This window comes from Bacillus bingmayongensis (assembly GCF_000299035.1).
GTDB lineage: Bacteria > Bacillota > Bacilli > Bacillales > Bacillaceae_G > Bacillus_A > Bacillus_A bingmayongensis.
On record NZ_AKCS01000005.1, the window covers coordinates 339,080 to 353,702 of the forward strand.

13 protein-coding genes and 1 pseudogene are annotated in these 14,623 nt (G+C 35.8%); 2 read left to right on the forward strand and 12 right to left on the reverse strand.

Translation table 11 applies throughout. The features are described 5' to 3' along the window. Positions 1-78 precede the first annotated feature (78 nt). From Y7E_RS0101835 to Y7E_RS34085, 5 genes and pseudogenes are all read right to left on the reverse strand, one after another. Positions 79-1,839 (reverse strand): sigma-54-dependent Fis family transcriptional regulator, encoded by a 1,761-nt coding sequence (locus Y7E_RS0101835; RefSeq protein WP_017149613.1) that lies wholly within the window; start codon positions 1,837-1,839, stop codon positions 79-81. Positions 1,840-1,949: 110 nt separating this feature from the next. Then, the gene (gene prpB / locus Y7E_RS0101840; protein WP_017149614.1) at positions 1,950-2,858 is read right to left on the reverse strand and encodes a methylisocitrate lyase; all 909 of its coding nucleotides are present in this window, start codon (positions 2,856-2,858) and stop codon (positions 1,950-1,952) included. A 17-nt stretch (positions 2,859-2,875) separates the two neighbouring features. After that, the gene (gene prpD, locus Y7E_RS0101845) at positions 2,876-4,312 is read right to left on the reverse strand and encodes a 2-methylcitrate dehydratase (protein ID WP_017149615.1); all 1,437 of its coding nucleotides are present in this window, start codon (positions 4,310-4,312) and stop codon (positions 2,876-2,878) included. A 98-nt stretch (positions 4,313-4,410) separates the two neighbouring features. Beyond that, positions 4,411-5,529 (reverse strand): citrate synthase, encoded by a 1,119-nt coding sequence (gene mmgD / locus Y7E_RS0101850; protein WP_017149616.1) that lies wholly within the window; start codon positions 5,527-5,529, stop codon positions 4,411-4,413. 420 nt (positions 5,530-5,949) lie between these two features. Next, a pseudogene (locus Y7E_RS34085) lies at positions 5,950-6,159 on the reverse strand (HesB/YadR/YfhF family protein); the annotation flags it as partial. An 80-nt stretch (positions 6,160-6,239) separates the two neighbouring features. Between Y7E_RS34085 and Y7E_RS0101855 the strand changes: the two are divergent. After that, positions 6,240-6,530 (forward strand): hypothetical protein, encoded by a 291-nt coding sequence (locus tag Y7E_RS0101855; RefSeq protein WP_017149617.1) that lies wholly within the window; start codon positions 6,240-6,242, stop codon positions 6,528-6,530. Positions 6,531-6,627: 97 nt separating this feature from the next. Here the strand turns inward: Y7E_RS0101855 and Y7E_RS0101860 are convergent, their stop codons facing one another. From Y7E_RS0101860 to Y7E_RS0101880, 6 genes are all read right to left on the reverse strand, one after another. Continuing rightward, the gene (locus Y7E_RS0101860; protein ID WP_017149618.1) at positions 6,628-9,042 is read right to left on the reverse strand and encodes a transglycosylase domain-containing protein; all 2,415 of its coding nucleotides are present in this window, start codon (positions 9,040-9,042) and stop codon (positions 6,628-6,630) included. A 1,188-nt stretch (positions 9,043-10,230) separates the two neighbouring features. Next, positions 10,231-10,512 (reverse strand): hypothetical protein, encoded by a 282-nt coding sequence (locus Y7E_RS28945; RefSeq protein WP_017149620.1) that lies wholly within the window; start codon positions 10,510-10,512, stop codon positions 10,231-10,233. A 42-nt stretch (positions 10,513-10,554) separates the two neighbouring features. Continuing rightward, complete coding sequence (locus tag Y7E_RS34090; protein ID WP_017149621.1) at positions 10,555-10,950, reverse strand: hypothetical protein; 396 nt, start codon at positions 10,948-10,950, stop codon at positions 10,555-10,557. Between the two features lie 58 nt (positions 10,951-11,008). Beyond that, entirely contained in the window at positions 11,009-11,446 is a 438-nt protein-coding gene (locus Y7E_RS34095; RefSeq protein ID WP_017149622.1) for a hypothetical protein, read from the reverse strand. After that, positions 11,430-11,903: a hypothetical protein gene (locus Y7E_RS34100; protein WP_017149623.1), complete on the reverse strand. Its 474-nt coding sequence runs from the start codon at positions 11,901-11,903 to the stop codon at positions 11,430-11,432. Before Y7E_RS34100 ends, Y7E_RS34095 begins: the two co-directional genes overlap by 17 nt. Before the next feature lie 488 nt (positions 11,904-12,391). Further along, on the reverse strand, positions 12,392-12,577 hold the full coding sequence (locus tag Y7E_RS0101880) for a hypothetical protein (RefSeq protein WP_017149624.1): 186 nt from the start codon (positions 12,575-12,577) through the stop codon (positions 12,392-12,394). Positions 12,578-12,671: 94 nt separating this feature from the next. On the opposite strand from Y7E_RS0101880, the gene Y7E_RS31260 reads away from it, so the two are divergent. Then, a complete protein-coding gene (locus tag Y7E_RS31260; protein WP_017149625.1) occupies positions 12,672-12,878 on the forward strand; it encodes a KTSC domain-containing protein in 207 nt (68 codons plus the stop codon). Between the two features lie 249 nt (positions 12,879-13,127). Here the strand turns inward: Y7E_RS31260 and Y7E_RS0101885 are convergent, their stop codons facing one another. Then, a complete protein-coding gene (locus Y7E_RS0101885; protein ID WP_017149626.1) occupies positions 13,128-14,132 on the reverse strand; it encodes a GH25 family lysozyme in 1,005 nt (334 codons plus the stop codon). Between the last annotated feature and the right edge of the window lie 491 nt (positions 14,133-14,623).

Here is a 14,623-nt window from a genome sequence, read left to right on the forward strand (position 1 = left end):
AACTTGATAGAACACGGGCTCAGTGAAAAGAAAACGTAAAACTGTCTAGACAGTTTTACACTGTTTATAACAATTTGTTTAGATTTTAAATCGTGACAATTTGTTATACAGGGTCGCCCTAGAAATCCCTAACAATGCTGCTGCTTTTGACTTATTTCCTTTTGCTTCTTTTAAAACGCGTTCAATTAATCCTCGTTCTTCCTCTTCACGCACCACTTTCATCGCTTCTTGTTTTGCTGGTAAAGACTGAATCATGGGTACTAATTTCTTCTGTTCCATATCCCTGTAATAGAATTCCTCTGGTAAGTCCTTAGCTCGTATATGTGCATCATCCGATAGTGCAAATAGCCTTTCTAACACATTGATTAATTCCCGAACATTTCCTGGCCAATTGTAATGGAACATAAGGCGTAATACCTCTTTATCAATTGTCTTTTCTTCAGCACCGTACATTTGACATAACTTTTGTAAATGTTCTTCGACAATGAGTGGTATATCTTGTTTTCGAAAGCGAAGCGGTGGAATATGAATCGGAATAACATGAAGACGATGATATAAATCTTCTCTAAATGTACCTTCTCTAACCATTTGTTTTAAATCTTTGTTTGTCGCTGCGATTAGCCGGAAATCAACAGGAATTGGATGTGTACCACCTATTCTTTCTATCTCCCTTTCTTGTAAAACACGTAAAATTTTCACTTGCGTTAATAGAGACATATCACCAATCTCGTCTAAAAATAACGTTCCATGATTTGCAAGCTCAAACTTCCCTGACTTCCCATTCTTTTTCGCACCTGTAAAAGCACCTTCTGCATAACCAAACAGTTCAGATTCTAGTAAATTATCAGGGATAGCAGCACAGTTCACACTAATAAATGGACCGTTTTTCGTTATACCTGCATCATGTATAGCTCTTGCAAATTGCTCTTTACCGACACCACTTTCCCCAGTAATTAACACGGATGCTTTCGACCCAGCTGCTTTTCGGGCCATTTTTTTCGTTTCAGAAATTGTTTGGCTTTCTCCAAGAATATCTTCAAATCGAATCTGCTTCTTTTTCGGTTTAGAAAACGTTGGTTTGATTTTCCTATCCTTTTGATCAAATCGCTCTAGTATTTTATAAATATCTGAAATTCCTTCATGAATAAGCATCCCTACAGCACCTATCACTCTTCCTTGCTTCCAAATCGGCATCCGGTGTACAACTAAATTTTGTCCTTGTAGACGGTGTACTTGATTTCTTTCTGGTACTCCTGTTTTTAATACAACTGGAAGTCTTGTATTTTCAATTATATTTTCAGCGAGCTGTCCAATCGCTTCTTCTTTCGTTACGCCCACAAAGCGGCTATACGTATCATTAAACATTTGGATAACACCGTTTTCATCCACAATCGCAATGCCTTCATACGCAGTATCAAAAGAGAGTCGTAACCATTCAATTACATGCCCAGCCTCTTCTAATTGCTGTTTTATAAACTTCTGAAAAGCAAAAAGCTCGCTTTTCCCTATAACTCCTTCTAGCATTCCGTTTTTTTCATTTATCACATAAAATGGTAGATGCTGAACCACTTCCATTGCGTTCGTTCTCGTTCCCTTGTGAAAAGATTCATCTATAATCATATGAACTGAAGTACTTTCATCACTGTTTTCTTTCATCCACTGAACACAATCTAGTAATTTCACAATACCTATCATTCTTTTTTCCTCTAGTACAGGCAGTTCATCAGTTTTTGATGCGATAAGTAGATTGATTGCCTCTGCAATCGTATTACTCATTTTCACAAACTGAAAATCTTTATTCAGCCATCTTCCTACAGAGTAATCTTCTATAGAGTTCATATGTTTCCACCTCTTTTGCAAGCAATTAGGAAATATAAAAAGGCGATGACTCTCCACATCAAGCAGTTGTTTTTGCCAAAGATGTATCATCATCGCCTTTTCCCTTTGTTTTATTGATCTTCAGATAAAACTGTTTTTGCAATTCCGTTATCTAATTCCTCAAAATCATGATACGAAATCGTTTCATACAATTCACTTCTCGTTTGCATATTAGATAGCCCTTCTTTTTGTGAGCCTGTTTCTTTAATAAGCGTAAATACACGCTCATATGCTTTTGCTGCAACGCGAAGTGATGTAACCGGATAAATTACCATTTGGAATCCCATATTTGCAAATTCTTCTGCACTGTAATATGGTGTTTTCCCAAACTCAGTCATGTTCGCAAGCAATGGAACATTTACTTTACTGTTAAATAAACGGAATTCCTCTTCAGATTGAAGCGCTTCCGGAAAAACAGCATCTGCCCCTGCTTCTACATAAGCAATTGCCCTTTCAATTGCTGCATCCAATCCTTCTACAGCGCGAGCATCCGTACGTGCTACAACTACAAGAGTTGGTGCTACTTCTTTAATCGCTTTAATCTTTTGTACTAATTCTTCAGTGGAAACAAGCTTTTTCCCATTTAAATGTCCACATTTCTTCGGTAATTGTTGATCTTCAATTTGAACGGCAGCTACATTTGCTTCCACCATCTCTACAGCAGTACGTGCCACATTCAGTACTCCACCAAACCCTGTATCAATATCAACAAGAAGAGGTAAATCCGTTGCTCGAACAAGGTCTCTTGCTCGTTCAGCTACTTCAGTAGACGTCACAATTCCTAAGTCTGGTAACCCTTTGCTTGCCGTGTAAGCAGCTCCTGATAAATAAAGAGCTGAAAATCCAGTGTTTTTTGCAACAAGAGCAGCCATCGCATCATGTGCACCAGGGATTTGTAAAATTTCAGGCGCTTCTACTAAAACTCGGAATCGATTAGCAAGCTCCTCTTGTGTTGACTGTTTATTCACAACCCAAGCCATGCTTATTCCCCCTATACTTAAATTAAGAAAAGATCTACAAATTCATTTACATTCATATTTTCTAATTTTTCTTCATTCAGACACGCTTCATGAATTTTTTCTTGTTGCTTACTAGAATAATGAACAGCCATATTTGCAGAGAACTTTTGAACAACTTTTGGAATCGCTTCGTCTCTACGGAAACGGTGACCTAATGGATATTCACACTCTACGTTTTCTGTCACTGTGCCATCTTTAAAATGAACTTGAACAGCATTGGCGATTGAGCGCTTGTTCGGATCAAGGTAATCTAAACTATACTGTTTGTTTTCTACAACAACCATCTTATTTCGTAATTCATCTACGCGAGGATCTAATGCAACTTCATCCTCATAATCATCAGCAACAATATCACCTTTTAATAAACCAATTGCAGTAATGTATTGTAAGCAATGATCGCGGTCTGCTGGGTTATTTAATGGACCTTCTTTATCAATAATACGAACTGCTGATTCATGTGTCGTAATTGTAATGCGGTCAATTTCATCTAATCGTTCTTTCACTTCTGGATGTAATTTCACTGCACATTCCGCCGCTGTTTGAGCATGGAATTCTGCTGGATATGATACTTTAAACAACACATTTTCCATTACATAAGAATCTAAATGTCTTGCTAATTTTAGTTCTTGTTTATTAAACAATACATCTTGGAATCCCCATCCTGGCGCAGATAGTGCTGTTGGATAACCCATCTCACCTTTTAGTGCAGTAAGAGCAAGATGAACACCACGGCTCGTTGCATCTCCAGCTGCCCAAGATTTACGAGAACCTGTATTTGGAGCATGACGATATGTACGAAGACTCGAGTTATCAATCCAAGCATGAGACAATGCGTTAAAGATTTCTTCACGCGTGCCACCAAGCATTTTTGTAACAACTGCTGTTGTTGCTACTTTTACATATAACACATGATCAAGACCCACACGGTTTAAACTATTTTCTAATGCAAGTACGCCTTGAATTTCATGTGCTTTAATCATCATTTCAAGTACATCTCTTACTTTTAATGGTTCTTTTCCTTCTGAAATACGAACGCGGCTAATATAATCTGCAACTGCTAAAATTCCACCTAAGTTATCAGACGGATGTCCCCATTCTGCAGCTAGCCATGTATCGTTATAATCTAACCAACGAATCATACATCCAATATTAAAAGCACCTTTTACTGGATCAAGTACAAATGATGTTCCTGGTACACGTGTACCATTTGGCACAACTGTTCCTGGTACGACTGGTCCTAATAATTTCGTACACTCTGGGTATTGAAGTGCCAATATTCCACATCCAAGCGTATCAAGTAACACATAGCGAGCTGTACTGAACGCTTCTGAACTCGTCACCTCTTTATTTAATACATAATCCGTAATCTCTTCTAAAATTGCATCTTTTTGTTTAATTTCATTTGTTTTAATCACGCTATCCTTCCCTTTCTGTCGAAAATTCGTTATTATTAAGAATGGGTGTCGGTCAAACACCCACCTGGCGGGCGGCCTTAACAACTCCCCAGTTGTTTTTATTTGCTAAGCACATGTCGCTCGCCGATATAATTTACACGCGGACGGAACAATCGATTGTTTGTATGTTGCTCAATCACATGCGCACATAAGCCCACCGTTCTTGAACTGAAAAAAATTGGTGTATATAGTTGAATTGGAATACCTAACATCCAATATACTGGAGCTGCATAATAATCTAAGTTTGGATAAATGCCTTTTTCCTTCTCCATAATCTTTTCTCCTGCTTCACACATTTCATATAGTGTATAATCACCTTTTACATCACATAACTGTTTTAAAGCTTCTTTCATCATAAGGGCCCTTGGATCTATCTTCTTCATGTAGACCCGATGTCCAAATCCCATAATTTTTTCTTTGTTATATAATTTCTTTTGCAGTAACTCTTCAAATTTCTCAACATTCCCTGCTTCTAACAGCATGTACATAACCGCTTCATTTGCACCGCCATGTAAGCTTCCTTTTAAAGATGCAACTGCACCTGTTAAAGCACCGTATAAATCTGATTGCGTAGATGCAATCACGCGCGCTGTAAATGTAGAGTTCGGCATTTCATGTTCGCTATATAAAACTAAGGAGCGATCGAATATTTTTTCTTCAAGCTCAGTCGGTTTTTTACCAGTTAACATGTAGAAGAAATTCGCACTATATGATAATTCCTTAAGAGGCTGAACAGGCTCTTCATTATTTAAAATATGGTAACTGTTTGCCACAATATTTGGCACTTTGCTTAACAGTTTATAACCGCGGGCTTTATTCACTTCTAACGAACGATTTTCAATATCATTATCGTAACCAGCTAATGCCGATACGCCTGTACGTAATCCGTCCATCGGATGCGTTTCCTTTGGCAATGCTTTTAATACATTGAACACACCTTCTGGCACTTCATATTCTTCCTTCAATTTCTTTTCAAGCGCCTTCTTTTCATCCTCATTTGGTAGATGTTCCTCTAGTAAAAGGTGCACAATGTCTAAATACTCTTTTGTCTTTGATAGTTCAATTAAGTCATATCCTTGAATAACAATTTCACCTTTTACTGTGTCAAGAAACGAGATTTTCGTCTCCGCTGCGACTACACCATCTAATCCCGGGGAAAATTTTTCTTCAGCTTTCATTATCATTTCCTCCAATCCTAATAGATCTTCGTGCACTTAACTGTAAGCCTTTACAATATCGTGAAAATACATTTCTATTTCAATGTATCAGAGTTTTTAGAAGATTTCAATTTATTTTATAATGATAAGTTTCCTATACTTTTCCTGCTGTAACAAAACTATTTTTCAAGAATAACGTCTAAGTTTTTTACTAAAAAGCTCAATGTCCCTTCCTTTCTTTTGAACCGAAATATAGTAATTTTCAACAATATTTCCTTTAAAGCTTATAAAACAAACATTTTACTCCGTGCATTTAGTGTATTTTTCCAGCACACAAAAAAGCGAGTTGTATATATACACAACTCGCTTACACCCATTTTATATATCGATATTAATTCAATACAATTTTCATATAAAATATTTTTATTTTTAATAAAGTTATTATTTTACATAATAAAATTCAATTTCATCCATTTCCACATGATAACTTTCAACTAAATCATAGTCTTGAAAATACCAAATATCATCAGAATCGATAAAAAATTAGATACTATCCTGTTCAGTAGTCACAGCTATATCATCTCCCGGCGCCTCGGAAACTAATCCTAAAGAATAACCAGATTGAATCGTGCTATTCTCTCCATATCTAACAATAATCGAACAAAATACGAACCCTTACCGTAAATGCAAGAATATACTGTGGTATAACGCACTTTAGGAGTGATTCTTTTATGTATCTATTCCCTTCAAGAATTACGGTTGCAGCCCCTGTGTCTCCTTCTGTTCATGTCGTTCCCGTTCATACTACAACTTCCGATGTCGGGATTGAACTTCCTGCAACTTGGCAGCAATATCCATTACCTGGTGAAGCAATACCTTCTTTTTGGCATCATGGAGCTCATCCTATTGACCTCTATTATAATCATACTTATCCAGTCACTTTCTCATATGCTGCACCAAAAATTTCCTATCATTTTCCATCCATTTATTTTCAAAATTTTTATGGCACCTTTAATATTTAAAGGGCATGTAAAAACCCCTAAGTTACCGATTAATTACGGTACCTTAGGGGTTTTTATTACGCATTTTATACAATATGAATTTTAAAGAACATTAGATTTATTGACCACCATTTTGATTTGTGGTTGTCTCGTCTTGACCATTTCCAGTGCTCGGTGGATTCGTACTAACTTGACCTTCACCATTTCCACCTTGGTTATTTCCGTCTCCGCCACTTGGTGGAGTCGTTCCACCTTGGTTATTTCCGTTTTCACCACTTGGTGGAGTCGTTCCACCTTGGTTATTTCCGTTTTCACTACTTGGCGGATTTGTATTCCCTTGGCCATCTTGATCATTGTTCTTATTTTCTTCATTTTGTTTTTGTTCTTGCTCTTGTTTCTTTTTCTCCTCTTCTATTTGTTGTTGTTTCTTTTGTTCTTCCTCTATTTGTTGTTTCTGTTGCTCATCGTTTTTCTTCTGTTCGCCTGAGTTTGAATTTGACTTTGAATTTGACGTGCTCGGATTTGGAGAAGAATCTCGTTTTGCACCTTTCACACGTAATTCATCTCCCTCTTGAACAACACTACTTGGCATTTTGAATTTTGCTCCGCTTGTGCCAAATTCACTCATCATCTCTTTAAAAATTTGTTGTGCAATTTTCGTATTTTTACTACTTATATAATCTTCAGAACCATCTTTCATATATCCAGTCCAAACTGCCATTGTATATTGCGGTGTATAACCAGCAAACCAACTATCACGTGATGCACTAGCTGGTATACCATATTTCGCTAATTGTTCAGATGAATAGTTTGTTGTTCCTGTTTTACCTGCCACATCTAAAGAACTTACATTCGCTGCTGTACCTGTACCAGACTTAACAACAGAACGCAACATATCTGTAATCATATACGCTGTATAGTCTTCCATAACGCGTTTAGATTTTGGTTCAAAACTTTGTGATTTCCCATCAGGATAAACCACTTTTTTAACGAAGTGTGGTTTTGTATATTTACCATCATTACCAAATGTAGCATATGCTCCTGCAATTTCAGTTGGTGATACTTCGTTCGTACCAATTGCTGTTGACTCAACCGCACTTTCTTTAAATGGAATACCTAAGCTTTCTGCAAAGCTTTGTGCTTTACTTAATCCTACCTCTTTTGCTGTTTTAATTGCCGGTATGTTACGAGACATTTTAAGAGCATCACGCATCGTCATCATACCTTTGAACGTTCTGTCTGCATTTTGAACCTGTTGTCCTGTCGAATATTTATATGGTGAATCATCAAGCTGATGATACGTTGACCATTTTAAATATTCAATTGCTGGACCATAATCAAAAATTGGCTTCATTGTTGACCCTGCTGAACGATCTAGTTCAATTGCCATATTATGTCCCTTAAATGTCGCTTTATTTTCACCACGTCCGCTACCTATAGCACGGATTTCTCCAGTTTTTGTATCCATAAATGTAAAAGCACCCTGGAATTTATCATTTGGATAATTAATAATATTGTTATTTAAAAGCTCATCTGCATATTTCTGTGCTTCTGGATCTAAAGTGGTGTAAATAGATAAACCATCAGACCCAACGTTCGCATCTGGTAATTCTTTCTCTACTTCTTTCACAACAGCGTCTATAAATGCTGGATATGGCATTTCTGTAATTTCTTTAGGAGGAAGGAGTCCTTCAGTTACAGGAACCTTTGATGCATCTTCCATTTGTTTTTTCGAAATATATCCATGGCGATTCATTAAATGTAATACAACATTTCTACGCTCTGTTGCTCTCTCAACATTTTGTGGTTTAGTTGGATCATAAATACTTGGTCCCTTTGGTAATCCTGCAAGCATCGCAACTTCTGGTAAAGTCAAATCTTTTAATTCTTTTCCATAGTAGTTTTCAGCTGCTGTCGCAATACCATAAGATCGATTTCCTAAGTTAATCTTATTTAAATACATTTCCAATATTTCATGTTTCGAATATTGTTGTTCTAACTTATAAGCTAAATATATTTCTTGCGCCTTACGCTTAGGCGTTTTATCCATAGATAAGAAATAGTTTTTAATAACCTGTTGTGTAATTGTACTACCACCTTGCGAGCCATAGTTCCCAGTGAGGCTGACTAAAACTGCACGTGAAGTACCCTTAAAATCAACTCCACTATGATCATAAAAACGCGCATCTTCTGTAGCTAAAAATGCCTCTTCTACTAATTTCGGTACTTGATCATACGTAATATTTGTTCGTTTCTCTTTCCCATATTCATATATCAAGTTTTTATCTTTATCATAAATTTTTGCTGATTGTGGATTAACAAGCTTTGATTTTTCAAGTTTAGGGGCATCCTTAATCATAATGAAAAAAGTAGTTACTCCCCCTACGAGCGCCACGATTCCAAGTATTAAACATCCAATTAAAAATTTACGAAAAAACGATGTTTTCCCTTTCGTTTTTTCTTTATTAGTACTTGGTTGATTTTTCTTTAGTACTTGTCTTCGCTCTTCTCGAGAACGATAATTTTCTGACATGTTACTTTCTCCTGCCTTTCAATTCTCTTGTTGATTTATCATCAATAAATGAGTCTCTACTTTTGAAATGTTGTTTAATCAAAACAGGCCCCGAATATATTTTCGCATCGCTTTTTAAAAAGCATCATATTGCACTGTTTGTATTGTCTACCTATCTCTCTTGCTGAAAAACATAACCATATTAATCTATGTGATTGTAATAGTAAGAAGCATATTTTTCTAACCCTGAAATTTGAGTTATTATTCCTCCTTTTATTCCATATAGATCATTTCTTAAACACTTGTCAAAAATAGTTCATTGTCAAAGCTTGTATCAAAAGGATACAGACAAAACAAACATATTTAGATCCGTGTTCCTTCAATGTTCTGTATTGACACCTTATCCCTCAACTTTTCCATATAAATAATAGACTTTTAATTGTATTAAAATCAAACACTTTCTTAGCTTCAATTACACTCGGGATTAAGTGTATAGAAACTATCTTATAAAACATAACTCCCTTTTAAACAATCATTAGCAGCAAAGAGTAGTGAAATTAAAATATCATAACAATATGAATTCCGTGTGAACTTGTAATAAAACGCAGCAACACAGCTAATAAAAAGGATAAATACGATATATTATTCAACAATCTATATACTATTTACAATGTGCTATTCAGTCAATACATAACACGATATACCTTTAAATTCTACATCGTATTTTGCAAGACAGACCCAACAAATATCCTCATATTATCAAATAGAAAAAGCGACTATTTTATTAGATGAATCTCCTCACTTCTTTACCTCATCACTAACAAAAAAATATATAATACCAATCCGTAAACTTTTGATTGAAATGAATCCAGAAAGGATTCCCTGAATCTATAAAGCACATATGACTTGCAACTCTAAAATTGAACTACCCCCACCTACCTCTACATGAGCTTGAGGTGGAGGATTCATATGCTTCTGCCCAAACAAAAACACTTCCTCTCGTTCAACAAAGAGGATACAACGATATAGAAATTCAGTAGTGTCTTTAGGCAAGACGACCTCTTTCTGTCTTCCGAGGAAAACAGAAAAGGTATAGCTACTTTCTTCCTCTATCGAGGTGAAGAACACCTTGTCATGCATCCAGTTCCTAGACCTGTTATCTGCTCTGGTGACAAGTGTAAGAGACTGGGACCAGGGATTCTTTTTTCATTATGCCAACAGTTTTGCTAGTTTTTTCTTTTCACTTTCAAATAAGTCTAATCTCTCGATTTGCAATGCCTCTTCCGGCTGATTTACATGATATAACTGATAGAAATGATGCGTACGAATATCCAATCGATTGTTTAATTGATGCCAATGGCTCCAGTGGTGCACTTCTTTCTTTGGAATATAAGGCTGAAGCACCTGAGGCACTTTCTCTTTGTATCCTAATCCACGACGACCAATTGTAAAGGCGGCCGATTGATGGATTGAGATCCCTAATTTCCGCATATATTTCATCTTCCCTGAGATAGAAGTGTAAGCTGGATTGACTTAAAAGACAGCCACGCCCCTTTTATCCGCACGACCCAGAATTGCGTCTGTCATCTTCTGATAAGCGAACAGACTCCTCATTCGATTCGCTCGCCTATTTCCATATCGATCCCCTGCCCTTGATTGCGTGGTATCTAACTTCTCGATTACAATCGGCTTGTTATACCGCTCTGCTAAGTCAACTAAGCGAATCACTTCCGCTTCGATTATCTTTGTGATTTGTCCGGTAGATTTCCCTATAATAGAAAAACGGAGGGAACCACTTCCTTTGTAATTCCCATCCTTCGTTACATTCGCCCAAGCAAAATGATCTAGATTGCAATCTACACCAATCACACCATCCGCTTTACTGTAATTTGTGTGAGGATTTTCCGGTACATCAACTAAACATTTCACAATGTAATACTCCCCATAGTCTTCAACAGACCACGCAATTGATTTGCCATGTTTTTTCTTAATTCTTACACTGTAATTGGTTTGTGATTACTTCCTCCATGATTTCTTGCCCATCCGGGAATGTGACAGCTGGAAACATCACCTGTTTTCCTGTACTTGTCGTCATCCATAATTCCTGATTCTGGATAACATACTGAAACACAAAATTTCCGTATTTAGCATCTTTACGACCAGATAGAATGAGTTGTTTATTTCGAGCACGGGAAAATAATGCTTTCCATTTGTCATGATTATGTATAAATTCATCGATTGTAAATTGAGACCGAAACAGCTTTTTACTTCCAAGTACTGCGCTTGGAATATTTGTTTGATAAGATGAAAGTTTTTGCGTTAAACGGTATTGCCGGTGGGTTAGAAGGCCGATTTTTGCCTGAATTCTTTTGATTTGAACATCTAAGTATTGGTGTTCAAACTGATATTCATTTAGCCAAATCAAGGTGTTTTTTTTTACGGGATAAGGAGATGAGGTTGTTGTGCTTCGCGAAGTGGGTGTTTTTCGGGAATGTCAGCTTTCCTTTCACACAACTTTGTTTCATTTTACGAAGAGTTGTTAGTTTTGTCCGTTCTTGTTTCAACTTTTTCTTGAGTTTCTTGAGTTTCTCTTGTGTTTGTTTTTCATATATTTTTTGCAACTCCATTAAACCTGTAAACAACGCCTTTGCTTCTTGCACCGCACTGTTTGCATAGTAGTCATTTAATTGATATTTCCGCTTGAGAACGAGATGAAGACTATCCGCATGCATCTTACGGTTCCAACGTTTTTCTCGGACGATTGTTTGAAACGCATATCGTTTCGCCCGATTAAATGTTTCCATTGTCTGTGTCAAGGTATTTACCATTTCATACGATACATCTCTTTTATAGATCCGTTTCGAAAAATACGCTTTCTTCACCTGTTCTCACCTCATTTTGTTGGATAAGACAATTATACAACAAAAAGAACATACGTTCCACAAAAAAGATGGTTTCCCTTTAAAAAGAAAAAAACGATTCATCGCCCACCTTCACTTCGTTTAGAGGAGGGGGTCTTCTCGGTTAAAATAATAAAATAGTCATTTTCATATGTATAAATAAGGTAACCCCTCATTTTATTTCCATCCTTCTTTTCAGAGATGACCTATGTGCAAATTGCTTCACTTGTTTCTATAACTCATAAATTGAAAAATTAATCAGTGGAGTTTTCTTCATCCCCCACTGATTATTAACCCTTACCAAACGGACTCTTACGGGCAATTTTTCTCCCATCTAACTCCTTTGCTTCCGCTGAATTTTGAGATGAGAGTATTACTGTCCACCAATAGCGGGATAAACATTACGAAACAGTTCTCAATTCTGTATTACACCTACCATAAGTAAAAAGCATACGTAGAAGTACATTCCTTTAGAAATCCGAAACAATTTTATATAGAATTACTGTAAAATGATTTTCCCTAACAGGAATTACATTTTGAACAGTGATGTTATAAGAACCTGTTTCTTCTCTTCTTTTCTCAACAAGTTGATTTAAAATGTGTGCAAGTGAATCTTTCTCTTTTAATATAATATCTATAAATTCTTGTTCATTCATATCTGTCCCTCCTTCTCAACAATCACATTTCGACAAAATAGAAGGATTCCCTTTATCAACATCTAAATATATAAAAGAAGGGAGATGAACTAACATGACTTTATATCCAGTAATTTCTAGAAATTTAGTCGCTATAGGTTATAATCCATCATCTATGATTTTACGAATTGAATTTAGAAATGGCACATATGATTTTTACGATGTACCGGAAAGTATATACGAAGGATTACGAAATGCCCAATCCAAAAGTTATTATCATGACACTTATATTAGAAATTCCTATCGTCACACCAAAATTTAAACAGTCTATATTATAAAAAGAACCTTTTTTTGTATTTGTTACACCTACTTGTAAAGCGGGAATTCAATCAATAGAGTTTCCATTTCCTTTTAACTTCTTTGCTGTTACTGAATTTTGAGGTGGGGGTATTTATACTGCAAATTGGAAACAATTTATATCATTGTATAAAGATTATTTTATGTAAAACCAAAAATGGTATTACGTTGTTTGTCAAACGTAATACCATTTTTCAATTTAAATATATCAATATCACTTAATCACTACATGCTCTTCTTTAATCCAACTGCTCTGTCCAATATCGATAGCACCATCTTGTTTTGCCCAAATACGATAAGAAATTGAACCATCAATCACACCTTTAAAATTTATACATTCAGGTTCTGCATAATAATTAACTCCATATCCAACGGGGTATTTTGAATATGCATGGAACCATTCTATATCAAAATGCTCTAATTTCGCCCACTGTTTCTCACTTCCTAACCTAATCATATCTTTATCTCCACCGCCCCAATATCCTTCAAAGATAAGATAAGGAATTTTATTTGTAATACGTCCAGTAAATATAAGCTCTTCAGGATTCTCATATAAATTAATTCCGTAACCTTCAGGGTATTTTGAAAGAGCAATTCCAATACCCATAGTTTGTTCTGAATTGTTATGCATCTGACTTATATTGCCTATGAACCATGACAGTGACTTATCACCCATCAAATAATTCAAATCAACTTTGCCAATCCCGTTGATATTTCCTGTTTCAGTATATTGCCATATATCACAAGGATATGCTGGTTTATTACCACCATAGCGTGGAATCCAAAGGAAATCCGCTCTCACTCCACTTAAACCATATTTATTATACATGTGATGACCTACGTACAATCCCACTTTCCAACCTGCAGCTTTACAAGTATCAATAAATGCTTGAGATGCTTCAGCTAACTTATTAGGGCCACAACTTTTTAACGTATCATCTTCAACATCAAGAACAAGAAATTTAGCATTAGAACTTGCTCTTGCCATAAAATCTTTCGCTTCTACAACTGCATCTGTAACAGAAACATAACAACCATAAGCATATGCAGCATGCGGTATACCACGTTCTTCTAAATTTGTTACATAGCTGTTATACCGCTCATCAACTGTTCTAGAACCATATTGTACACGACATATAGCAATCTCAATTTGCGGTGCCGCCACATCCCAATCGACATTACCGTTCCACTTAGAAATATCAATAATATGTTTGTCCATTATTCCTCTTCTCCTTTTGTCATATCATATTTAATTACCAAGAGCGATACCTTCTAGATTAGATACACGCCTGCAATATGTATATAGTAGGAATCGATCAAAATAGGTGTTTATTTTGCTAGTTCTATTTAACAATTTATCAAATGGTAAATTAAAATGATTTAATACTATACTTATGGTATTAAGTATCTATACTAAACATTAGCAATATTCAATACAAATATTATCAATTAACTATATGAGTTAACTATGTTACATTAATACCACGGTTACTATTACCGTTAAATCCTTGCTCCCTTCAAGGGTTTAACATACTCTCCTAATCCAATATATATAGGAAAAAAGAATCTGTAACAGATTCTTTTTTCTCATGAACACTTACTAAGTAATCTGTAACTTAACATAGTGTGACAAAAAGAAGCTCATCCTTTGTTAAGTTAGCAGGTTGGTGGCGAATTTACTGGTAAAACAAAAAAGAAGGCAGTGTAGTC